Raw genomic sequence first — 26,718 nt, 5'->3', positions numbered from 1 at the left:
ATGCTCAAAAATGATTATTTACTGGTGCAGATGCTTCTGTTGGTGCTATTTGGTGCTAACTTATGGGTCATGGTGCCTTTTTGGTCGGCGCTATTTTGGGGCGCAGTACTTGCGTTTGCCAGTTGGCCGCTAATGCGTTTACTGACTTATTGGCTAGGTGGGCGCGAGTCTCTGGCTGCTGGTATTCTTACTTTGTGTTGGATGTTGCTAGTAGCGTTGCCGCTAGTATGGTTAGTGTTCAACTTAGCTGACCATGTGCATGATGTAGTTAATTTAATCAAGGATATCCAGGTTAGCGGTCTACCTGCCGCGCCAACCTGGCTAGTCTTGATCCCATTTGTAGGAGAGCGACTGGTAGCGATGTGGGATAGCATTGATCAGCATGGGGCGACGTTGATCATCAGTATGAAGCCGTATCTAGGCCGGGTGGGTAACTGGCTACTAGCGCGCAGCGCACAGGTTGGCGGTGGCATCCTTGAGCTTACTCTTAGCTTAGTGTTTGTATTTTTTTTCTATCGTGATGGGCCGCGGCTAGCTATGTTTGTGCACCGCTTATTGGAGCGTCTAATTGGTGAGCGAGCTGATTACTATATAGAGCTAGTGGCTGGCACTGTGCAGCGTGTAGTTAACGGTGTGATTGGTACTGCTGCGGCTCAGGCTGTGTTGGCGTTTATCGGCTTCCTAATTGCAGGTGTTTCTGGTGCGCTAGTTTTGGGTATTGTTACTTTCTTGCTTAGCTTAATCCCAATGGGCCCGCCACTGGTATGGGTCCCGGCTACAGTCTGGCTAGTCTGGAATGGTGAATACACCAATGCAGTATTCCTAGGTTTATGGGGTACGTTCATCATTAGCGGCGTGGATAACTTACTTAAACCTTACTTAATCAGTCGAGGTGGCAACTTGCCACTAGTGATTGTTCTGCTAGGCGTGTTTGGTGGGTTGATTGCCTTTGGTTTTATCGGTTTATTTATTGGGCCAACTTTGTTGGCAGTGGCTTATAGCCTACTAACTGATTGGAGTATAACTCATGTAGAGGAACTACTAGAAGATAAAACGATTTAGGTTTTCAGCAACTGCATCAAAGCAGTCAGGTCACTGCCTGAGGCGTTTTTTTTGGTTTAGGTGAACTTTTCAGTGTTCACTAACTATTTGAGAATCGAGTATGCCAAAAGAGACGCCGCCAGAGTTGTAATTACACAAATTTTCTGTGAACATGTACTACTTAAGGTATAGTCTTATTTTTATCAGTCGTAATCCATAGACTTTGGTCGATTATATGGATTACGACGCCGCATGGATTGTTTGCCATGCTCAATTTGCGTTTTTTCTACATAGCGCAAAACTTATTTTATTAGATTATCGATATATGAGTTGAGTGGTATCGTTTATACCTGTGATAATGTATATGTTCTAAAGAACTATATAAACGCCTAATTATTAATTATTGGCGTTTTTTGTTGAGAGATTTGATAGGTGCTAGCGTAAATGAGCTGGTGGCAGGTTTAATTGATGTATTCATTGTATAGGTAGCTGATCAAATCAAAATATGTTTATCACGCCATCCAGTTATTGCTGTATTTGATTTGCTAGCATAGCATCTATGATCTATTCAAGACACACTTTTAGGCACAATATTATGTGGTACGTAAATTATGCAAATAGCGTTAAGCATGCATGATACGCTTGCCGACTTATATCGCGGATATGTTTTATATTCAGCTAAGTAATCTGTGCGCACTTTAGCGCATCTCTAGTAGCCTCAACCCGTTGAGGAGCGATCTACATAGACTAAGATGCATGGTTTGGTGGTCATGATCAACGATATAAGTTAAAACGTAGCATCTAGAGCCTAGCTTCTAAACTAGAAAAAATAACCACTCAAGCTAATACAATAGCTGCTATTAAAATGCTGGTTTCTCAATGAGCGGTCAGTATCAAAATATGAATGTCTACCTCAGTGCTAAGCTAGCAGCACTGAGATAGTTTGTCTTTGCCTTGCAGTACAAAATTTAACACAGCATCAAATGTTTAGGCTTTTTCATGGTATGCGCGATTGTATCCCTACAATTAATACTAATATCAAGAATATTGCAGCATGTTCGATAGTAGATAAGTAGTATCATGGATTTAGAAGTTACTATTGACGATTAATGTTTAGCTGTGCTGCCTCTGACGTTATTTAGTGATCATCGCGTCTTTTATTCTTAATTTAAATAGATAGTAGCTGTATGCATAGATTTTTAGCTCTATGGACAAAGGTACGGTCATATCTGCTAAACTAGACTAGCAGTGTTTGACCATGATATCTAGAGCAATTGTATCAGTTTTTATACAATTATTAGAAATTCTATATTCTTGGCGCTAATATATTATATACAAATAATTTGGCTTTATAACTGCGCAGCTTGCTCTATAATGTATGCCGATTTTGTTTGTCTGAGAGGCTATTCTAGTGTCTATTTGTCAGACCCCTATCATTGTCGCTATGGATTATCCAACTAGTGCTGCCGCATTAAATTTAGCTAACCAGTTAGACCCGAAGCTCTGCCGTGTTAAGGTTGGTAAAGAGCTATGTATCAATGGTGCTACTGAAATCGTTAAAACTTTAAGTGATAAATATTTTGAAGTATTTCTCGACCTGAAATTTCATGACATTCCTAATACTACTGCTCTGGCAGTTAAAGCTGCTACAGAGATGGGCGTATGGATGGTTAGTGTGCACTGCTCTGGTGGTTTGCGTATGATGAGCGCATGCCGTGAAGTGCTGGAGCAGTACACCGGCCAGAAACCGCTATTGATTGGTGTGACCGTATTAACCAGCATGAAGCGCGAAGACTTAGCTGAGATCGGTCTAGATATCGAGCCCCAGGAGCAAGTATTGCGCCTGGCAGCCCTAGCACGCCGGGCTGGCTTTGATGGCCTAGTGTGCTCGGCACTGGAAGTTCCAGCCTTAAAAGCTGCCTACCCTGAACTACAAGTGGTTACCCCCGGGATTCGCCAGGCTGGCAGTACGCAGGATGATCACCGCCGCATTTTTACGCCTCGTCAAGCATTGGATGCAGGTTCTGACTATCTAGTGATTGGCCGCCCGATCAGTCAAGTGGTAGACCCAGCTCAAGCATTAGCAGAGATAGTTGCTAGCATTGCTGTATAATCTGTAGAAGTATAACTAGAGCATGCAATAAAATTAATTTAGTACCACTGAAGCAGTTACTCCACTATATAACAGACAAGTCAGCCCCTACATCGACAACAGTTATGCTAAATTTTTAGTGTGGTAGTTAACTTTTATAGCTAACTTCTCAAAAGTTATCTCTATTCAATAGCCTAATTAATGCTTCCGAGAACGTCTTCGATTTCACCTCCATTCTACCATATTTCTTTGCTTTTAAAATTTGTCATGTATTTTTTTTCAGATCTGCCATCTCTGGTCTGTACTGCAGTAAAGTTTACAGCATGGATTTATTATCCATGCAGCGCCTTCTATTCTATATGAATAAGCATAATATTAAAGATGCCACTGATTTTATTGAAAATATCTATACTCTTTAGTGTTCATAAATCATGATAATGCACTTGTCTTTCATTATATGATCTTGAGTTTAGTGAAACTATATCTTATCCATAAGTAACTTATACTTGTGTAGATATTATCTGGTAATACGTATTAAGCAGTAGTCTTTAATTTTAGGTATCTGGTCGGTAACATTATTCACACTAAATAGGTAGCACTACAGATTATAAGTTTTGTCAGCTTAGCACATATCGGTATGATGTATGACGAATTAGGTAATCATAAAGATGGTTGATAGTTGGCGCTGCGAGGTACAGGATTAACCATTAACATAGTTACTAACCAAAAATTTTGGCTTTTTTAAAAATATGCTTACCTACAGAATTTAGGATTTATTAATTTTTTTAGTGCTTTCACTAGTGCTTCTTGGTATTAGATCATGATGCATAAATACTCTCATTTTCATAGAGATATCAAAAATAACCAGTGCTTAGTATTTGAGAAAGATTTTTAATTGTATACACAGGTCTGAAGGTTATCAAGCAATCTTACAATTATTGATTACTAAAGTGGATTATGTATTCAGTAAATGGTAAAAAATTACCATTAAACTTTTTAGTCTAGATTTAGTCTAAAGAAACTGCCTTTAAGAAAACTTATACACCACATAGTTTCTATGTAATGCAGGAAATACATGGCAATTTTTCTGTTATTAAGCATTATGAAGGTATTTATCTATGAGATTATACGCTTACTATAGTGCATCTGAGTTGCTTGTGATTACTGTGCTTTCGTTTTAAACCTACAATCTCTAAACGATCATAATTTTTACTTACTATTGAATAGATAATATATGTATATATATAGTCTTACAATAGAAGACTTCTATTAAACTAAGGTGCTATTTAATTCTTGCGATAAGTACTGTTAATCTGTTGCGGGAAGGCATAAAGCATAAAAGGCGGCATATGTTTCTTTCTTGAAACTAATCCTCACCATGTTTGTGTTGCTACCGCTAAAGTTAATACGTTAGCTATAGGTTTATGATAAGCTGCCCTCCCTAGGTAAAGAGAATCTGATTAATAGTTTCCTGGTTATCTATCAGGTTGATAGTGTGGTGCATAGTTGTCAGGATCATAAATCAGCATACTAATATAGTCGGAGTGTATGTTGTGTATAGTAAAGTGGAAACTAGAAAAGCCAAGATTTCTCTTGGCCGGAGATATTTTATCTTTGTGTTATGCTTGATCTAATGGCATTGATACTGGCTCACACTTTCTTAGCAATGATTGTGTGGATATTAGCTCTAGCTTGCTACGCTATATACACTACATGGTTATTTTGTCTCTTCTATGTGTTCTAATGGTTTGTATGTGACTATCCTTATATATATTATAATATGCTACATGGATAATGCTCATCGCAGCCATGAATGCTAGGTTGTATATAAGCGCATCTTATAATTATCTTTTGATGCTAAGTGCTTATTTGTGCATTATATTTGTGGGTGGCGTTACAGTGTTGCTCGTTAAGTGCACCGAGGTTTTGTATGTAATGGTGGCTCAACCTGCTTTATGCGATGTAAGCTCTTAGTAGCAATACGATTGAGTAATACGCTAGAATTCTAGATCGAAATTTCTGAAATTGTGACATAATCCTGTTATTCAACAAAATGAACCAGACTCCTATCCAGTAGGAATAGTCAATGAGGCGGTCTAGTTTTTTGGCGAATATATTGCTTGTATTAAGTATTTAGTGTATTATGCAGATCATGGAATCTGCACTTTAAAATGTCTGACTAAACTACTTTAGTGGTGCTGGATAAGTTGTACAGGATAATGGCTACAAGTAGTACTTGTACTGTCTTAGACGCACTGTAGTTACTAGAATTAACGTGTTGTCTTATGCTTGAAAGCCCTACGTGTTTAGCTTGTCAGCCGATTTAGGCTTTGTTAATGGCTTAAGCCAGCGGCGCTTTTTGGCACTTAGCGTTAAGGTGGAGGCTTAATCGTGTCTGCACTTACCAATGCAAGCTTAATTGTTGATTTGTCGCACTGCGGTTAAATTGTCTAGTGGGTGTTTGGAGTTAGACACTTAGTATTATCATTACTATAGCGATCATGGCTAGAATCGCTGTTTATAAGCTTACGCACACAAAACGGCAAATATCATAATCAAGACTTATACACAAAAAATAGATGTATAGCTAAATTTGCCTAATAGTATGGTGTGTATGAATTCTACTAAACGTGAAATTTATATATTTGTTATTATTAATGATAATAGCCATCTTGGTGCTAAGCAACTGTGTAGCTTTTAGCATTAGTAATATAGTGTTGATCGAAAAAGCCTTTGGATAGTTAGTTGTAGCAGTTTTCTAGGCTAAAGGTTAGAAAAAATTATTTTTTAACTTAAGCTGTAGTTAAATATTTGTGTTTGGTAGTTGAGTCTTTATTCTAAGTGCTAGACTTATGCTCAAGTCAGCTAGTACGAAAAATACTAGAAGTAACATCTTTATATTTATTATTGAATTCAGCACGATGTCTGTCATGCGTTTTTTTAGGTTCACTATAAGTTATTATTCTGCTTTATTAGCATTAAATTAAAGGCAACATGCAAATAACTAAATATGACAAAATAATTAACTCAAAAATTGATATTTTAAAAAATTTTAAATACCTTGCAATATTTTTATGTTGCGATATGATGCAATATCAAAATTGATATACAGTCAGTATGTTCTAGAAAAAATTTTCTCGAGAGCTGTCCTGTATGTTTACTGTATTGTTTCAATTGCTAACTTAGCAATTACTATTATGAGCGTCATGATGGCTGTATGTGTCTAACATTTCTTAAAAAATAACATATATAAAGACTTGCTCGCTTTAACTACAATGTATGATGGCTTAGCGTGCGTGTTATAAGTAGTGAAGTGGACCTCTTGCCATTGTTGGTTCATCACCTGGCTAGCAGTAGCTGCTGTATTTGCAATTTTTAGAAGACCTGTACGCAATTTGCTTGACAGGTTACCTATTAACCCTAGATACAAGCCTAAGATAATCCTTTATCAGATATTTTTATGATTTAGACGCGGCCTGGATATCATAGTATAATGCAACTGATCATCATGATGATTTATGTCTAAGCTAGGCTAATATTTTGGCTGATAGCCAGTTATATACACGATGTGCGTCTTGTCACAAGAACAGATTACAACGATACAATGTTTTGTCAATTCTGTATACAATTGAGGTTGTGTGGTTAAAACCTGATAGGTTTTATTAGTGGTAATAATTTGAAGGCATTGGCGTACAAGAGTAGATACATTAGTTATATATTAATGCTACTCTTGCATGCGTAGGTCGCTAGCCAGATTGTGTGATTTGTCTGTTGTCCGTATTTATACCGTAATTTTTTATAGTAACCGGCAATAGCGCATGAAAATTTTACGAAGATATACCACATGCATGTTAGTAGTATGTTGCAATAGATAGCAATACGTATTTATCGACATCTAGGTTTGTAGATGTCTTGTGTTTTTTGTATTTTTGATGTGTGCAGTTGTACTATTGGGTAGCCGTATATTTATGTCAACAATAAAGCTATTAAGAGTATACGCTTGCTAATATCTATATTGATTTTTTATAATTTTGAGCTCGCAATGCTTGGCGAGGAGCCAAAAGCTTAACTAGATTAAGATTATGCCAAATCAACGATACAGTGGAATATAATCACTCAAGGCTTTCTAGTCATGCTAACTATATCTAGCGTGACTTTACTAATCGATAAGGTTAGCCCTTAAGTTTAAGGTTTTTATAGTTACATAACAACTTGTTTGCATACTTTCATGTTAATCAATTGTCATCAACTAAAATACCTAGTATGTTTTAGACGGCGAATATCTATTTGCTTTGGAGTATCGATTTTGATTCTGATACCAAAAAACCTTGACTCACGTATTTTAACCGCTACGTTCATTGGTAGGCCAGTAAATTAGATAGCTTGTCCTTTTATGCATTCAATTAGATCTTGCTGTTTAATTGATATGTCAAGTTTGTTAGTATTTGTAATTGTGATTATATGTTCGTAGAAATGAATAAGCGGAAACATGCTTACGAAATTCCTGGTAATGACCAATCAGCATAATTTGAGTGTACAGATGTTTACACTGCAATCATTTAAGGTAGATTTGAATAAATAATAATTTAGCTTGTGATGCAGGGTGCCATAAACATTTTATTTTTCCAGCATAGCTTATAGTATTAGTAACTTGCCAGTCTCGCTCAAAGTCTGCATATGGATGCCATCCTATAAGCGTAGACTGGCAAAATACAAACGCATATATATATGCTGCAGCGCAACTCGTTGAGCAATTCAATCATTGAGCTTAGTATAACTCGTGGTTATCCTGTTTACTTTCAAAGTAATCTATTGTAAATTTATAGTGCAATGTACTAAATTTAATTCTAGTTAATTAATAAGCAATAGGCTTTATATAAATCGCCAACGTAAAGCTAGCATCAAAGCATATAATCGAGCGTCAATCATTTATATAATCGCTCTACTTAGCGGACTTTGCCCTCGGCCAGCATTACCTCTTCCTTGCTGAAATCATCTACATTAATTACGTTGCGCCGTGCTATTTCAGCGTTATGTAGAGTTTGTGCTTCTGCCGGTTGCAGCACGCCAGCATGCAATGCTGCATCGATAGCATGCTCGCCAGCAACTGGCTTGATTTGCCCGCTTTTGAGCATAGCGCGCAATTTTTTCTGTAGTGGATAGCTGGCGCTCAGCAAGTCATAAGCATATTGTAAAGCACCTACAGGATCTTCTGCAGATTTTGGGCGATAGCACCCCATCAACAGTTCTTCTAAAGTCTGGTCACCTTTAGCGCGACCAATAACTGCTGCAACTTTAGCGTCTAACTTATCTGACGGTCCGGTATGGCGAAGCCCAAATGGGAATACGATCACCCTTAGACAACAGCTAAGCGCTTTATTTGGGAAATTGCGTAGTAGTTCATCCAGAGCACGCTCTGCTTTACCCAGACTCTCTTCCATAGCCCAAGTAAACAATGGTTCTATGTAGTCTGGTGAATCAAGATCATGATAGCGTTTAAGCGCTGCTGAGGCTAAGTACATATGACTCAGTACATCGCCAAGACGTGCCGATAAACGTTCGCGACGTTTCAATTTGCCACCCATCAATATCATGCTGACATCGGCAAGTAAGGCAAATATAGCAGCCTGACGATTCAACGCTCGGAAGTAGTTTTGGCTCAAGTGGTTGCCAGGTACTTTCTCGAAGAGACCGATACCGAAGTTTAGCACCAAGGTAGTAGCGGCGTTTCTAACAGTGAAACTAATATGCTGCATCAGCAAGTTGTCAAATTCCTTCACCGCCTGCTCATAGTCTTTATAATTTGTCAGGGCCATTTCTTTGAGGAGAAATGGATGACAGCGAATTGCGCCTTGGCCAAAGATCATCAGATTGCGCGAAAGGATATTCGCGCCTTCCACAGTAATAAAGATTGGCGCGCTCTGCCAGTTACGGCCTAGGTAGTTGTTAGGGCCCATAATAATGCCCTTACCGCCGTGAACGTCCATAGCATGGCTAATGCATTCACGGCCACGTTCGGTTAGGTGATACTTGAGAATAGTTGACAGCACCGAAGGGTTTTCACCGCTATCTATCGCATTTGCAGTAAGCATACGCGCGCTATCCATTAGCCAGGCATTGCCAGCGATGCGCGCTAAAGCCTCTTGAATACCCTCAAAAGCAGACAATGGTGCGTTGAACTGTTCGCGTACTTGAGCATACTGGCCAGTCACCAGGCTAGTAAACTTGGCTGCGCCAGTACTAACTGCTGGAAGCGAGATTGAGCGACCAACCGACAAGCAATTCATCAGCATCGTCCAACCCTTACCTAGCATGTTTTGTCCGCCAATTAAAAATTCTAACGGGATAAATACATCCTTGCCAGAGTTTGGGCCATTCATGAATGCGGCGTTTAAAGGTACGTGGCGCCGACCAATTTTTACGCCAGGAGTATCGGTGGGGATTAGGGCTATGCTAATACCCAGGTCTTCTTTTTCACCTAGCAAGTGGTCCGGGTCATAGGCTTTGAAGGCTAGACCTAGCAAGGTTGCAACTGGGCTGAGAGTGATATAGCGTTTTTCCCAGTTTAGGCGTAAACCAAGAGTTTTATTGCCTCTCCATTCACCACTGCAGATTACCCCGGTATCCGGCATGGCGCTAGCATCAGAGCCAGCCATTGGGCCGGTCATGGCGAAGCACGGGATATCGTCACCACGCGCCAAACGCGGTAGGTAGTGCTTGCACTGTTCGTCGGTGCCGTAGTCTAGTAGTAGTGCAGCTGGGCCAAGAGAGTTGGGTACTAATACGGTAGATGCTAAATCGCCGCTGCGAGTCGCGAGCTTCATCGCTATTTGGGAGTGGGCGTAGGAGGAAAAGCCCTTGCCGCCGTACTTCTTAGGAATGATCAGCCCAAAAAAACCATAAGTCTTGATGTGTTCCCAGGCTACAGGCGATAAGTCCATGGCTTGGTTGATTTCCCAGTTACTAACCATTGCGCACAGTTCTTCAGTAGGACCGTCGATAAACTCCTGTTCTTCTTCGGTTAGTTGTGCTTTGGGATAAGCTAGCAGCTTATCCCAGTCTGGGCGACCACTAAATAGCTCGCCGTCCCACCACACGGTGCCAGTATCGATGGCATCGCGTTCAGTCTTGGACATTGGCGGTAAGACTTTCTGGAGCCAACTGAATAGCGGCTTAGTAAAGTATTGGCGGCGCAAGTCAGGCAGTAGTATAGTAGTAGCTACTACAGCAAGTAATAGCCAGAAAATCACTAGAAGCCAACCCATTTCTTGGCTCCAGGTGCCCATTACTAATAGGTAAACAGCGACTACGCCAAGAGTTGGCAAAAACGTAGTGCTTCGATGTGCAAGATAGGCAATGCCTATCACCAGAACCATTATCCACAAAAACAGCATATTCGTTCCTCTGTAGAACAAAGAGTAAAATTACCATAAATAATTAGTTGGCATCTGAAAAAGCACGTTAACCATGGCGTAACGAATTGTGCTAACTAACGTTGTTATTTAATCTAATTGCTTTATATTTATGTTCAACCTTTTATTAAGCTTAGTTCTTCTTTTAGAGAGTAAGCTCAGCAGTATGTGTCTGGGTTCTAGTTATTTTTATCGAAAGCAGACAACTCTGCATTAATTGGTTGCTCGAAAAAAATATCATAGCTTAGGCGCATAGCTTATTGACTAAGCGACCAGTCTTTATTATGCCGCACATAAGGCAATTCATTATAACTATAACAATGTCAATTGTTATCTATGCCTGCAATTACGGTATATCTCTATGTAAATTAGCCTGTCGGCCATACAACAATTACTTGTTGATACAATGTTTATAAATGCCTTATAGTTTTACTCAAAAGTTATATGCTGACAATGCATTAGTGTATTAGTTATACCTGTTTAACTTTTTAGTTAAAGGCTATGTCAGTGTTCAAATAGTGACTGCTCAAGCTATTTATTTATTACCATTGGAATACACGTATGGTAGCAATTATAGCGTTTTCATGTGCCCAATTATCAGGTTCAGCGCTTGACTGAGTATGTGTTGGACTATGGATTATTTTTAGACATGCCATAGGCATTTTCTAAACGTATTTTTTACACGCATATTAAACATTTTACTGTACTTGCTCAGTAAAAATAAGCCGTGCATTAACAATGGGTATACTGTTGCCTGCAATAGGCAATATTTATTAACGAGAAGACGCGATTATATGGAAAACCTGTAGTAAAAATTTATAAAATGTTATGAAAGTAGATAAGGTGTACTGAGGAGTTTAGCATAGATTGCTAGTTTAACTAGTATAAACATGATGTAGCTTAAGTGTAGTCGACAAGCCGCTATGCTGGATATTAAATTTCAAGAACCTTGTATCGATAATTTAAAATAGCGATTTTTATTATGGGAATTTAATATTATCTTGCGTGACATGTACACTAAGAATGCGTTTAACTGATACCAGAGCGGTATGAGACGCTGGTCGGTACGGAAAGGTTAAAGACAACCTGACTATAAAATATCGCTATGAGTTAATTAACTCCAGACTTTATCCTGTAGAGGATTGCGTACACAGACAGAAAAGTTCAGCTAAATAACATCCATGTTTCGCTTAACTTTGTTTCAATATATAGAAAATAGTTACAAATGTACTCGTCACACAGTCGTATCTATTTTATCTATCAGGTTAGCATGTAGCATTAAAATTGGCAACTTTACATATGCCTGACTTGAAATGCTTACCGAAAATCTGTTGATACTTAATCTTGAGGTCTAGTGCTAACGTTTGCAACAACAGTGGTCCCACCTAAGCTAGTAATTATTGTGTCAACTTAATGCTGACTACTTAGTACAAGTGACTGTACTTATGTGGCGCAATCACGCGTTATGCTTGTAGTACGCTATCGTTGAACTATGTTCACTATGCCCTAATCTACTCTTTCTATTCTTTTCTTTGGTGTGTAATCTGATATGAGTTCCGCTCTATTCATCCAACATCTAACTAAAACTTACAGCAACGGCTTCAAGGCCCTGAGAGGTATTGATCTAAACGTTGCCGAAGGCGATTTCTTTGCTCTGCTAGGACCTAACGGGGCCGGTAAATCTACTACTATCGGTGTTCTCTCAACCATGGTCAAAAAGACCAGCGGTACCGTTAAAATTTTTAGTTATAATCTAGATAGATCTCCGGCTGCGCTCAAGCGCTCCATCGGCGTAGTGCCCCAAGAATTTAACTTCAATCAGTTTGAAAAAACCTTGGATATCGTGGTGACTCAGGCTGGCTATTACGGCATACCAGCGAAAGTTGCAAAGGAGCGTGCTGAGCAGTACCTCACCAGGCTAGGCTTATGGAATAAGCGTGATGTGCTATCGCGCTCATTATCCGGTGGTATGAAGCGCCGTCTTATGATTGCCCGCGCGTTGGTGCATGAGCCACGTTTGCTAATTCTCGATGAGCCGACTGCTGGCGTTGATATCGAATTGCGTCGCTCTATGTGGACTTTTCTTACCGAGTTGAACGAGAAGGGTATCACTATCATTCTTACTACCCATTATTTGGAAGAGGCTGAGCATTTGTGCCGCAATATCGGCATCATTGATCATGGCGTTATCGTTGAGAACACTAGTATGCGTAATCTATTCAGCCAGTTACACGTGGAAACCTTCTTGCTTAATTTAAAAAACAAACTATTGGTAACGCCACAACTGCTTGGCTATCCAAGCAGACTAGTCGATAGCCATACCCTGGAGGTCCAGGTAGACAACGCTATGGGTATTACTGCGTTATTTGCTCAGTTGACGGTTCAGCACATCGAAGTACTAAGCCTGCGCAACAAAACAAATCGTCTTGAGGAGTTATTTGTGTCCTTAGTGGAAAAAAATCTTGTAAAGGTGGCGGTATGATGGCTGAGCTGCAATTTAATATGGTCGCACTACAGACTATTGTTTACCGTGAAGTAAAACGCTTTACTAGGATTTGGCCGCAGACACTGTTGCCGCCAGCAATAACGATGGTCTTATACTTCGTGATATTTGGTAACCTGATCGGCCGTCAGATTGGAAATATTGGCGGTTTTACCTACATGGAATATATTGTGCCTGGCCTGATTATGATGTCAGTGATTACTAACTCTTATAGTAATGTAGTATCTAGTTTTTTCGGCAGCAAGTTCCAGCGTTCTATTGAAGAGTTGATGGTATCGCCAGTGTCACCGCATATAATTTTGATCGGTTATGCTTTAGGCGGTATGTTGCGCGGCTTAATGGTCGGGATAATCGTGACCTTGCTATCATTGTTCTTTACCCACTTGCAAGTGCATCATCTTGGTATTATACTTGTTGTAATAGTTTTAACCGTAACAATTTTCTCGCTGTTAGGTTTACTTAACGCAGTATTTGCGCGCAACTTCGATGATATCTCTATCATTCCAACTTTTGTGTTGACGCCGCTGACCTATCTTGGGGGAGTATTCTACTCTATTACTTTGTTGCCTCCGTTCTGGCAGACAGTGTCGCTGGCCAACCCAGTGTTACACATGGTTAATGCCTTTCGCTATGGCATTTTAGGAGTCTCGGATATCAAGATAAACGTTGCGATAACCTTCATGTTAGTAGCCATTTTAGTGTTATATATCAGTTGTGCGCGGTTGCTTGTAAGCGGGCGCGGACTCCGTACGTAGTACGCATGAAAAGCAATTAAAAAATATAAGAGCAAGCTTGCCAGACTAGATAGTCTGGATAACTGGATGCGTTGACTTATGCCCTGCTGTACTTTCTTACGGCATGGTAAACTGCTACCAGCACTTATAGTTAGAGATACCGACTTTTATGCCTAGCTCGATTAGTTCATACAGCTCTTCTATATTACAGCGGCGTAAATATAGAGCAAAATACTAAACGACCTGGCGTCGCTAGTTGGTCGATCAGATAATCTACGTTCATAAATTTGCCTTGCAAGGTAGCTTAGATAATTGCCTCTAACTATTTCACTGAAAGTATTTACGTAGTGCCTCAGAGTGATCGTGCATTGTATATTCGCGCATCATATTTGAGCCTAGGATCAGGACTCATTTATTTATGTATTGAGCCAACCTAAACCTAAAGTCTGCCACGGCAGCATACCGTATTCTGTCTATAGCATGTTGTCTAGAATTGTATTAGCTCACATAATACTGACTAAGTTGCCTTAACGTTGGATAGTTACTTGATATTAGTCAGTGTAGCAATAATTAGCATGGTAACGCTGTAGAGCTCATAAGCTTTCATCAATATAGCGTGCCGTCGAATAGACGAATTCTTGTAATTTGGCAATACGAACAGTAGGTGGTAGAGGTCTGCTTCATAAATAAAACTTTAATACAAAGAACGTACTTGAAGCTTCAGTTAATCACGCTTTTCAAAAAGCAAAATATCAGCTTGAGCTGAATTTCAGAAGTATATAGCATTATTTCTTAACTGTTTAGTTTGACATTTTTAGTTAGCAAGGTGTTGATTTTGCTTGCTAGATCTAGCGATGTATACTACTCTGTAGGCTTGAAATATCAAAATTTTTTGCATAGTGATGCAGACTAAGTAGCTAACACTGGTATTATCTTCAGCAATCATAATTTATGCATCCCTATAAAGCGTCTATGGACAGCGGATTACTAGTCGGTAAAGTGATTATAAAAGACACACCATACACGGTGGACCAAGATTAATTGTGACGCGCTAACTATGCTCATCAATGATGCGTACAGCCTGTGTTAAACTCAAATAGATATTATGGTCAGGTCATCGCTGTCAATTATCAGTTATCTGTGAATAGTTTCAGCAGATTTATCTTGGTTTTAACCTGTTTAATTTTTTTGATAAACTCTAAAATCATGCTGTTCGTTGACACGAACATATCAGCAGCTTTAGTGCTTTAGCGAAGTTCAGGCCTGTCATAGTTACGGTTGTTTGTACTAAATTTAGCTTTTAAGGCTATAATTTAATGGCTGTCATATAACACTATAGTATCATACTCCTTGATAGTGGCTTACACAAATAGCCATGTCTATACCGACTACAACATTTTATTAATTGTTTGTAATCGGCGTAAGTGCATCTTAGTATTGACTTGACCAGCTGTATAGCGCAGCGCTAATTTGCGTATCGGCTAGCAAAGTGCAATTGTAGAAACAATGCCTGAAGATACGTTCAGCCTTATCAGTGGTCAAGGTAGATTATGATTTCTTTGAAGCATTGCAGTGGGTCATCTAGCAGCAGGTTGATTGATACTACTAAATTGGCATTATCAAGTATCATATGATGCAATAAAGTACGGTATTGTATGAGCTAATATCGATAACTTTACTGACTAAATGTTATTTGGTTTTCTAGGTGTTGCGCGTCAAGCGCAGTTCATACGTTCATACTTACGTTGGGTAATTTCTTACGTTTTGTCAGAGTTTGTGGTGATGTGAGTTTAGTGCGTTCCTGTGAGCCAATTCATACATCAGTACTCACTACTAGGTATTTATGCAGTGTATTGTCTAATTGAAATTAGCGGAGTGTAAACTTGCGGTGTATTAGTGGCAGTAAATTTAATCAGTTGTTATAAGCCATACGGTAGATTTCGGCGGTAGCAGCTTAATCATGGATTTCCACTACGTTGTAGAAATAATCATAGCCAATCTACAAAGACGTTGCGTTTTATCGTTGTAAGTGTAGCGTAGATTTTGTTTATAAATCAAAGCTAGGCAATTTACGCGTAAGTCTACTTAGTGCTTCTGGCTACACTAGAGTTAACAGAGTGCTGTGGCTGAGAGGTTCTTAATTTAATACGGACATGCTATTCCTGGTTACTATAATGGATTTAGTTATGAGAGTTGGCTTGACTACAATAGCTGACCATGAGCTAAATTTTTAGTCGACCAACCATTACCGCAAGCAAAACAATTTTGCATTTAATCATCGGTATTATTGTGATTGCTTATAGCCTGCTAAGGAGAATGTCCATCACGTTGTTTGTGGTAAATAGCTATCAGAGTTCCGCATAGGATGTAGATGAACAATTTGTGATTAAGCAACACCCCAATGACGCCGATAGCTTTATAAGCTAAGTGGAAAAAGCTGTAGGAATGAATACGACAACGAGCAACACTTTAAGAATTAAGCAAGTTATAACTACTCAAATGAATGATGCTCAATGCTCTAAACTATACATAGATCACAACAGAAGCAGCCATGGTAATTGGCAAATACTTCACTACATAATTTTATTATGTTAATAACAATACGAAGCGTTATATATGAACAACGTCTATTTATTAATAATAATTAATTTAACTATCGTGATACGTTGTTTTTTTGATGTCAACTAGGTTGCTAACCTTTTATCGTTCTGGGTGTTGCTGTTTAGTATCGCAGCCATGTTTATTTGGGCTGGCCAGTTAGTCAGTTATTGTCTTCGCAGTTTCTAGCTATTAGCTTACGTTAACTATTCAACCTAATTAGTCACAGATTAGTTACAGTGTATCTTTCTGGCAGTGACGATAAAGCCTTCCCCCCTGTTTATACCGTAATCTCTGCAGTAGTTAGCTGGTTATAGCTAGTGATTATGATGGTTAAAGCAGCGATCGCATTTGCCTGCATTATCCGACTAATATCTGCCATTCTGATGATCTAGAGCATATGAGTGATGTTACGAATAAAACTACTGCAAGTTTTATTCTTGCCACCCTAATACGGACTATAATTATGGTATAGCGGTTAGGATGTTGCTTAAGTATAATATAAGCAACACAGGGTTTTTTACTAGATCTAGTAAAGTAATTTATGCAACGCTTATATGCCAATTGTAAATATTAGTACGTCAAGCAAACAGAGGTAAGCGAGTATTTTCATTAGTGATATTTGACTCACTTATCACAATAGAAAACTAGTGCGCATTCATCTTAATGTATAAGTTGTCATTAGTTACCGAGAGATATTGGTCAAGCATAAAAGATGGAGGCTATTGCTACAGTTACCAGCACTTTGGTGTTGGCAGCTACACTGTTGTGTTCGTAATATATTTACGCTTATATCGCTACACGATCCACTAGCTTTTTTATCTGGTCTAGCTAAGGTTGCTGGCGTAGTTGATATTTGTATGTTAGGGCTGTCACATATCTTGGTTGAGATCTTGTGGATCAGCGCTAAGGTTCTGATTAAGCTGCTATAGAAGTATGCAAACTAGGTGAAGCTTTGATTAGTAAGTACATAGCAGATCAGTCTATCTGTCACGCTTAATTAGCGATCCATGAGTCTAGAGCAGCAATAATATTTACGTCACTATAGTATGGCACACTAAATATGACTGACTTAGTATAAGCAGGCATAAAAAAACACTGCTAAACTAAGACTTGGCTGTAGCAGCCCATGTAAATATTAATTGAATTGTCATTAACTTATTTTTTTGTAAATCTGTCTATACTGTAATGACAGCGCTCCACTAGCAATTCAAGCATAGTTGCTTGCATGGGTGCCTGGCCATTGGTTATCGTACCATGAATACTACTAGAGATATGATTAGCTAGTAGCAGTGACTGATATGGTTTTAATACTAGCTGGCACGGTTTTCATTATTTTTATAAAACCAATAATAATACTAAAATAGTATTTTAATATTAAATCCCAGTACGCACTAACTGTTGTTAGGAATATCGGACATATATAGATGTAGATGTATCAAGCACTTCGCCCAAACTAAGAATACCACAGTTATTGAAGCCGGTCAGTATGTTTTGTCATTATTCTATGAGGGTGGCAATATCGAGAATGCTTACGTGGTATGTGGCACTGAGATGATTATTAGTTTTGTTTTTAAGCCTAGATTTTTTGCTGATGGCCTTTGGCCGTAGGCTGACTACCTCGCTTACCAGTAATACGATGAGTGGTTAGTGTTGGATCAAGGTTGATAAATTCAAGTCCGTTATAGCTGAGCATACAATTAAACATCATGTACATCAGTGAAACGAAGCCGCTAATGGTTGTCAGCTAGTTATGTATAGCATTCACCAAAGCAGTTAGTTACTGCAGTGATGATAGGTTTTTATGGGCAATACCAAAATACGGTTCTTTATTTTCTATTAGTTTGTGCTGGTTTATTCAGAGTAATACAGCATTAGCGTAAGAAAGTCGATAAAATTACTAGCAAGATACTGAAAATACCTAATTCTAACTTAGAATAGTAACATGCATGAGGATATGCATGGTTTTGTTAGTGGTGTTTTATTTTTTTAAACAAGTATACAGCATGTATGCTGCAAAAACTGGGTACTATACTGGTATTAATATACTTGAGTGATTTAAAGCTGATGACCGAGTTGATGATCAACTGTTTTTTTGCGCACCTTCCAAAATTGCAGATTAAGCATAAAACAGCTAGGTCTGCGAATAAAATATACAGCCACAATCATGCCTAAAGTATAAGTATTGGAGTACGCAGTTCAGAGTTATGTAGTTAGTTCTCGCACCTAACCATAGTAGGCTAAACTTATATTTTAATTAGTTGATGCCCCAATAAGTCAGCTAGCAAAGCATGGCAAGTACCATTGTTAATTTTGGAGTAATAAATATTTGTTAAATATCTGGCATGATATCTGTGATGCAGTAATGTCGGCGTGGTAATCGTGTTTTTTATGAGCACGGTAATTGTATGTCAAACCTTGGGTTGCAGAAAGAGATCAAGGTCTAAAGGTACTGGCTGTATTGAGTGCTAGTATGACGTTGAACTTGGCTGATCTCGTCAAGTAATGTTGTAAAATTTTAAGATCATAGCGTTGGTTAGCGATATTGTTGATAGCGTCGCAAAAAAATTCCAGTATAGCGCTTATTTCAATACCTTATCGATATTGTGCTTTATAGACTGCTAGGCCGTGCCGCTATATATACACCAGATAATATTTTCAAGTATGGCAAAGGTGCTGGTGGTATTTTACGGAGTATTAATAATATAATAATGTGATAGTTAGTAAGCTTTTTGTAAAAGTTAATATTGGCGCTATGCTTAAGTTCGTTATTGCGCGATTGCTATATTCTTCAGAGTGCAGACTTCGTAGCATGTACTACTTTTATGCCATTTTGAGAAATTGGTTTAGCGATTACTTAAAGTCTTAAGGCAGCTGCTGTTTACTGTAGTTGTCATATTCGTACCCAGTCTAATTATAGATGAAGCAATTTAACTTTAACGGTAAATATTATGTTTTATAGCAGGCATTATATATATGCTATGGCAATTTTAGCGTTTTTAGAGCCTGACTAAATCTGCAATTATATAAAGTTGAGTATGCTGGATGGCAGCATATATTACTTTAAAGCTACCGTCGATGTTTATGAGGTTTGATTTTTTAAAGTACACCTACTGGTATAGTAGGTGGTTGCAGGTGATATCAAAGTATTCGATCTAGCTACTAACAGTCTATTACCAAGATATACCACTGGTGAGTTACCAGGTTTTGTGTAATAAACACTTGCATTGGTGGGTAAACATATGCCGAAGCGTATCATGTATTCAGATTTAGCAAGGCGCCGCTCAGAAAATAGCAGTTTCTAGAGCATTAAGTTATGCGTAATGCAGGTTTTTTACTCGAGTATATGATGGTGCGTAAAAAAGTAGTAGGTTTGGCTATTAACCTCGTTTTATTGGTTTTAGTGACACAGTTCTACTGACGTAGAGTCAGTAAAGTTTGTAGTTTAAGGTGTAAATATATACGCTTAGTGATGGTTATGCAGAGTACTGTAAACATAATCAAATATATAGAAAATGTGCACGATAGCTATCTTTGTTGAGTGCTAGCACACTTATACCGGCGTTATAGGTGTGGTAATTAGTTGTCAGTCTTGTTGAGGATAGTTTTGTGAGTATTCACGGGCCTTTATCTATAAATTTTCAATGCTTTTAAGCAAATGAACTTATCAGAAGTTTCCTGTTTAGAGATGTCTGTAGCCATTAGTTGTAGATGTCTGACAGGTTCGTGCCTTCACTTGAATACCATTTTAGCACACGAAACAAGGAAATAACATGAAACGGTATTGGTTAGCGACGGTATCGGCTATAGTAATTTTTGTGCTTGCTAGTTGTGATTCGCAGACTAGCGAAGAGCTAAAAACCACAGCGCAGAAAGCTGCCTACGGTATAGGCTTGAATATAGGCAAAACCTTGCTCAACAAGGTATGGATGACCTGGATTCTAAAGCGGTAGCTAAAAATATAGAAGATTCTATAGGTAAGAAAAAACAGAAGCTAAAAGACGACGAATTGGCTGCAGCGTTTGTCTTACTGCAAAAGAACGCCGAAGAACGTATAACTGATATCAACAAAGAGGCAATAGCCGTCGGCAAAAAATTTCTTAAGGAAAATTCTAATAAAGATGACGTAATAACTACCGCTTCAGGCCTGCAGTACAAAATCGTGAAAAAACCTATGGCGCTCAGCCTAAGCCTACCGACATAGTAACGGTTCACTATACTGGCAAGCTCACTAACGGCACTACCTTTGACAGCTCTATAGATCGCAGTAGTCCAATTGACCTGTTAGTCAGTGGCGTGATTCAGGGTTGGGTTGAAGGTCTACAGCTGATGCATGTTGGTGAGAAAGTTGAGTTGTACATCCCATAAGACCTAGCCTATGGCGTATATAGTCCAAGCCCTGCGATTCCAGCAAACTCTGTGCTGATATTTGATTTAGAGCTGCTAGCTATTAAGGATATAAGCTTCTAATCTGCCTGCAGAGAAGTAATTGGCATATGAATAACATAGCACTATTTTTTCGATGCTCGTGTTTTTTTGTATGTTTGCTACAGCAGAACTCATCTGATCAAAACACGTATAAATATAAACGAATCACTTGAATCAGAAATAGTCTAGCTTAAGACTGCAACGCAGTTAATCACACATTAGTGCCAAGTTAATGAAGTCTTAGTTTTTATGTGCGCAAAAAACGCCCGATTTAACTGTAAGCCTTATATTGCGTGACTTGTACTCGATAAAACAGGCTCTGTTCACAAGGTTATCAACAATTTTTGTGGATAACCTTTGAGTTATCTAGCACTGAAGTAATGTACGGCGCTACCTTTTATTTTTATTTGTATCTCCTGTCTATGTTTATCTTGATTGCTCGGTTGTGAGCTTTTATTAGTTCCGCTGTTCGCTATTATTGCTAATCAAGATTTCAATGATTTTGTTAGCATGTCCGATAATATTGTTGTGTTGAGATCGGTTATAATATCCAGTAACTATGAACTCATGGCCTCGTTCGTCTGCACTACGATTCAAAAAATAACAGACACAGTTAGCTCTATTGAGCGGCTAACTATACTCACTTTTATTGCTAAGGTTGGCGTGAATCAATTTTTTATGCTAGCTCTTGCAGACCTGCATGGCTTACGTAAAAACGAGGTGGTTGGCTGGTACTTAAGTTGTGAGCAGGTCTGTAGATAAAAATATATCACGCTCATGAATAGCAAAGCAAAACGAATTTTTAATATATACTAGTGCGGTCTAAACGTTACGCATTAGCAAATATTGAGATATTCAGCGCGTTAAAATTGTGATCTTATGCATGAAAACTGGTTTGGTAACTAATTAAGTTTGCTTGCACAAATCTTGCGGTACCACAGCTTTAGCAGAAAATTATTACCGCTAATATGCCCAATAAGATTATTACTAGGCCCAATTTTGTCGTTTAGATATTGTACTTTAGGTATTGCAGTATGTCATGGCTGAAGATATTATCAATGGCTTGAAGCTATTGATATCAACATAGCTGGATCAGCTGCTTACGTTGTTGTTTAAGCAATGATGTAAAGTATTTGCTTGGTTTAGCAGATTGTATGGTACTAGTTTTACTAGGTAATGGTAACGTACCTGCTGGGTTTTAGCTCGGTAATTAACTTTAGTGAATTAATTGCTTCAGTTAAGGTAGTTGTTGTGAACAAAGTAGAAGAATTTTTCTTAATTAGCTACCGTACATGGCTAATGGACAAGCAGATGACCTGTGACATTTATTGACTCAACTTTTCTGATATCAAATCATCGCTTATACATAGCAGACTGGCTTACGCTGAAACAAGTCGATAGCATACTTTTAGCGTCGCATGCGATAGTTAATGCTAGTGCACTATAACTGACCACAGTATCTACGTTAGTCCTGTGCTAGCTCTTGCGTTTAATGTTAGCTTAGCTGCAGAAAATTCGAGCGCCTTGGTAGTGAAGGTATGATCAACTATCAGCTGCCCATTAAGCATTTTTTGATAGCGATGTATTTTGCTGTGAGCAGTATTAACGTTATTTGGTTTTGGCGTTTATCAGGTGCGTTTTATTGATTAGCCGTTCATGTTGGTAACAAAGTATGTATCTAGGAAAAATTAAATTAATACTCATTGCGGTCTCAACTTTGATCTTTTAGGTAGCCATTGTGCCTTAAGTGATCACTTAAACATATGACGCCTTAGTTGATGTGCTAGCTTCAACGAGCGCACTCGCACTAGGTGGGGTTACAATAAATATTGTCAATAAAGTGTTTATCAATTTTATGTAGTTCAGTCTTAATTTTACTTATGAGTGAAGGCTATAATAGCTAAAACTTAAATTATCATCTATTAAGATAATAGAATTTATATCACGCTAATAACATAGCGCAGTTCACAATTAGTTTGCAGGCGTCGGTGGGCGATTGCTTAGTGGGTTCAATCTTTACCTGGCTAAACATGGATGCTGAATTACGCAGCATTTACAAGATATAATTAGCAGTCACTTGCGCGACAGGCTACTTTGAGTTTGCTAAAGTGAAGCAGAACTGGTTATAAAAAACAAAGTAACATAAGAGTGTGGGTGAGTTGTTTAAATCACAATTGAGTACTTTTATAGTAAAAGATGTGTCGTTAGGATAAGCAAATTATTCATTAATGGTTATGCCATGCATACTACCATAAGTTATGGTAATGCTTAATGCATTGAGTTATTTATCCATGATATACAGTATTTTCAATTAAAAAGTTGCGTATTCTAAACCTGAAATCTTTGATTTCAAAACAAAATAACATCTATATAAAAAACTTTTTGTGGTCTAATTATATTAATAGGCTGGCACTTACTGCTTAGCTATCTGATTACTGATTGTGAGGTAGTCAAGCAAGACACGACCTGTCTCAGATAGGTAAATATCATCTTCTAGCTTAGTTTTTTTAGGCTCAACTGAGAGCCCATCTTCATCGTCTTTTTTTAGCTCTTGGAGCTTGTCTTCGCCTTTAGCCTTACGCCGAGCGTTTTCTAGCATAAGTTGCTGATGCTCGATTTTAGCGTGTTGTGCACGGCGATCAGCTTCATTAAGACTGATAGTCTTTTCTTCCATTAGTTTTTTGGTTAGGGCTAGCTTGGCACAGAGAAATACGAACTCAGCATCCTGAGTGGAGCGTATGTAGTGGTTATCCTTCAACTGTGTTAAGTATGGCTTAAATGGGTTCAATATAGGCTTGATTGTGGGGTTAATAGTATCCCACGGCATTGCTTCAGGTAGAGCGCTTTCGCCAATTGCCTTGGTGTCAATGATTGACGGGAAATCAATATCAGGAAGTATGCCATGCTGCTGAGTGCTTTGCCCGGATATTCGATAGAATTTCGCAATAGTTAGCTTTAGTTCGCCATGGTTTAGCGGCTGAATGGTCTGCACGGTGCCTTTACCAAAAGTCTGGCTACCAATGATTAATGCACGGTGGTAGTCTTGCATGGCACCGGCAAAAATCTCTGAAGCAGACGCTGAGAGGCGGTTGACTAATAATGCCATGGGTCCTTTGTAGAACGTGCCTGCGTTCTCATCTTCCAGTACGTCGACATGACCGTCAGCATTGCGTACAGATACGGTCGGACCTTTATCGATAAACAGGCTAGTTAGCTCAGTAGCTTCCTGTAGAGAACCGCCGCCATTGTTGCGCAGGTCGATAATCATACCGTAGACTTTTTCTTTTTCTAGCTCTGTTAGGATTTTCTTAACGTCACGGGTGGTGCTCTTATAGTCCTGGTCACCAGCACGAAGCGCTTTGAAGTCTAGATAAAACGCTGGAATGATCACTACGCCTAATTTGTAGTTCTTGCCATTTTGTGTAAGGTTTAAGACACGTTTTTGTACGGCTTGATCTTCAAGCTTTACCGCTTCACGAGTCAATGATACGATCTTGCTCGTCTGGTCGTTTGGCCCGTTAGTGTGCGGAATCACTTCTAAACGCACTATACTGCCTTTCGGCCCACGGATCAGCTTGACCACTTCGTCCAGGCGCCAGCCGACTACGTCGACTATCTCTTGATCTCCCTGAGCTACGCCGATTATCTTGTCTGCTGGCATAACCTGCTTAGTCTTATCTGCCGGACCTGCTGGTACCAGACGTATAATCCTGATCTGGTCATTATCGCTTTGCAAGACGGCACCAATGCCTTCCAGAGATAGACTCATATTGATATCGAAATTTTCCACGTTATCTGGTGATAAATAATTAGTGTGTGGGTCGTAGGACATCGCGAATGTATTGATGTAAGCCTGGAAAATATCTTCGGTACGAGTTTGATCTAAACGCGCCTGCTGATTCTTATAGCGCTTGGTTAGCAGTTCTTGAATAGCCTTTGGTTCTTTGCCGGCGATCTTCAAGCGCAATACTTCATCCTGGATACGTTTGTGCCACAGGTCGTCAAGCGCAGCATTGCTAGTCAGCCAGGGGGCGTTTTTACGATCTATCAGAATGGTTTCTTTCTGTGTGAAGTCAAACTTGTCAACGCCTTCGTTTAACTGATCCAACACAAAATCTAAACGTGCTTTAACGCAGTCTAGATAATGTTTGTAGATAATAAATACAGGCTGCAAGTTGCCGTTTTTGAGAAAATCATCAAACTTGGTTTTCCACTTGTCGAACTCAGCGATATCGCTAGCCAGGAAATAGCTGTGCGATGGATCCAATAGTTTGAGGTAGCTGTCATAGATGATCACAGAGCGAGTATCGTCTAGCGGTGTCTTGTTATAGTGATAGCGTTTAAGCAACTCGACAGCATTAAGGCTGGCAATCACCTCATCACGATCAGGCTGAAGATTATTCCAGCTATTAGCGATGCATGTATTTGTCAGCTTCAGCGCGAAGTTAGTATAGATAAAAAAAGCAAGGGCGATACGGTAGAATAAATGTTTCATGCTTATTCGACGCGAAGGGCAATTAGTACTGCATATTACGCAGTCTCTAAATAGAGCTGGTTTTATGCAAATCTGCCGCATAATGCAAAAGACCCAGCGCTACAACAATAATGACTAGTTAAGTCAAACCTCAATATGGAGGCATTGTAAAAACATTACAAGGTACTGAAGGTCATATAGCGTGATTGATAGAATGCGGCTCTATATATTTAGCGTAAGTCACATTAGTACTTGTTTGACGTCTGTAAGACTTGATCATGCCGATTTATTGCGGTGCACAGGAAACTCTTTTTACTGCTTCTAGGTGCGAGATATGATGTTGGCCAGGATAGATAGACCATTGGGCTGCCTATTAAATTTTATAAACAGGCGTAGCGCATATCTAAACTATCTCAGGTAGTTTAGATAACTGTATTCTTATTGTTGGTTTTGATCCTGTGTACCGCAACTACTTTAAAGCTGAACTGTTCATTGATTTAAGCCCGCAACTGTCTACAAATCTTGTGATTAAGGACTCCAACGCAGCACTTATCTGACTAACTAATGAGTAATTAGTTTTCTGGAAACTTGATGTTTGTTATTGATTGCAGTCTAATCTAATTCAGAGATTAAGGTCCAGCTAGTTAATATGGTTAATTAAATTTTAGGTTAAAGAAATTTAGCAGCTGACTCAGTGCTGGATCAGCTGGCCAGTCTTGTTATTCATATATACGCAATACCAGGTCATGGTTTACTGCCTGCTAGTCACCAGACTGACAGTAGTAATTATATAGATTATTATGTAAATCCTTAGTATAATACGTCCATCTTAACATCTTAAATTCATGTTTTAGCCATTCTAGCAACCGTTTAATCTTTACCATGCATAATAACTTGGTAACGAAGAATATTCGCAACCATAGCATGGCATAGCACATGTTATGGTTGCGTTCAAATCAATCCATCATAAATACTAACATATGCTGTAATCAGCTTAAGGCTGCAAGCCTATAAATACTTCCATGACTAGTTTGCCTAAGTTGTATGTGTTTAACATTTTTTTGTTATTACGTATAAGCAATTTCGGCCTATTTTGCTTATCTTACAGTGTGGTTTGGTAACTGTGGATCACAGATGGCGCTTCCTAAATCAAAATACTAATATTATTGATTAATATTCTCTTGAATAAATCTTATGTCAGGTTATTTCAAATAAACGCACCTGGGTTGATAGAACAGGCACTAACCAGTCATGTATATATCGCCTGCTAAACAGTTGAGTACGTCAATAACCAACTTCAACAGTACGTACTTTAACCAGTAGCAAATCAAGTTATCCGGTAGCTTCTTAGTAGGCTGGTGTACCACGTCTAGTTAGCCGCTATAGCTTAGATAGATAGCTCGAGAATAGGTTGCAAACTGCCACGGCTAAGTTCA

The 26,718-nt window shown here is 38.8% G+C and carries 6 protein-coding genes and 1 pseudogene; 5 read left to right on the top strand and 2 right to left on the bottom strand.

Going from position 1 to position 26,718, the window contains the following annotated elements:
• A complete protein-coding gene (locus C3B55_RS02865) occupies nucleotides 1-1,062 on the top strand; it encodes an AI-2E family transporter (protein WP_129211292.1) in 1,062 nt (353 codons plus the stop codon).
• Between the two features lie 1,390 nt (nucleotides 1,063-2,452).
• Nucleotides 2,453-3,154, top strand: coding sequence for an orotidine-5'-phosphate decarboxylase (pyrF, locus tag C3B55_RS02860; RefSeq protein WP_129211290.1), 702 nt, complete (start codon nucleotides 2,453-2,455; stop codon nucleotides 3,152-3,154).
• Nucleotides 3,155-8,079: 4,925 nt separating this feature from the next.
• Here pyrF and C3B55_RS02855 read toward each other — a convergent pair.
• Complete coding sequence (locus C3B55_RS02855) at nucleotides 8,080-10,527, bottom strand: acyl-CoA dehydrogenase (protein WP_129211288.1); 2,448 nt, start codon at nucleotides 10,525-10,527, stop codon at nucleotides 8,080-8,082.
• A gap of 1,567 nt (nucleotides 10,528-12,094) precedes the next feature.
• Here C3B55_RS02855 and C3B55_RS02850 point away from each other — a divergent pair.
• The 3 genes and pseudogenes from C3B55_RS02850 to C3B55_RS02840 all read left to right on the top strand — a co-directional run bounded on the left by C3B55_RS02850 (nucleotide 12,095) and on the right by C3B55_RS02840 (nucleotide 20,850).
• On the top strand, nucleotides 12,095-13,027 hold the full coding sequence (locus C3B55_RS02850) for an ABC transporter ATP-binding protein (RefSeq protein WP_129211286.1): 933 nt from the start codon (nucleotides 12,095-12,097) through the stop codon (nucleotides 13,025-13,027).
• Nucleotides 13,024-13,803, top strand: a complete 780-nt coding sequence (locus tag C3B55_RS02845; RefSeq protein WP_129211284.1) for an ABC transporter permease — start codon at nucleotides 13,024-13,026, stop codon at nucleotides 13,801-13,803. The genes C3B55_RS02850 and C3B55_RS02845 overlap by 4 nt, the downstream gene beginning before the upstream one ends.
• 6,350 nt (nucleotides 13,804-20,153) lie before the next feature.
• Nucleotides 20,154-20,850, top strand: a pseudogene (locus C3B55_RS02840) (FKBP-type peptidyl-prolyl cis-trans isomerase).
• A gap of 2,371 nt (nucleotides 20,851-23,221) precedes the next feature.
• Here C3B55_RS02840 and C3B55_RS02830 read toward each other — a convergent pair.
• The gene (locus tag C3B55_RS02830) at nucleotides 23,222-25,303 is read right to left on the bottom strand and encodes a carboxy terminal-processing peptidase (protein WP_129211280.1); all 2,082 of its coding nucleotides are present in this window, start codon (nucleotides 25,301-25,303) and stop codon (nucleotides 23,222-23,224) included.
• Nucleotides 25,304-26,718 lie beyond the last annotated feature (1,415 nt).

It is taken from the genome of Candidatus Pseudomonas adelgestsugas, from assembly GCF_004124255.1.
Taxonomy (GTDB): Bacteria; Pseudomonadota; Gammaproteobacteria; order Pseudomonadales; family Pseudomonadaceae; genus Aquipseudomonas; species Aquipseudomonas adelgestsugas.
This window is presented reverse-complemented; position numbering and strand designations above follow the sequence as displayed.

Bases quoted from the DNA above. Each gene is read 5' to 3' on its own strand.
- C3B55_RS02865 (WP_129211292.1), top strand. From the start codon at position 1: ATGCTCAAAAATGATTATTTACTGGTGCAGATGCTTCTGTTGGTGCTA.
- C3B55_RS02855 (WP_129211288.1), bottom strand. From the start codon at position 10,527: ATGCTGTTTTTGTGGATAATGGTTCTGGTGATAGGCATTGCCTATCTT.
- C3B55_RS02850 (WP_129211286.1), top strand. From the start codon at position 12,095: ATGAGTTCCGCTCTATTCATCCAACATCTAACTAAAACTTACAGCAAC.
- C3B55_RS02845 (WP_129211284.1), top strand. From the start codon at position 13,024: ATGATGGCTGAGCTGCAATTTAATATGGTCGCACTACAGACTATTGTT.
- C3B55_RS02830 (WP_129211280.1), bottom strand. From the start codon at position 25,303: ATGAAACATTTATTCTACCGTATCGCCCTTGCTTTTTTTATCTATACT.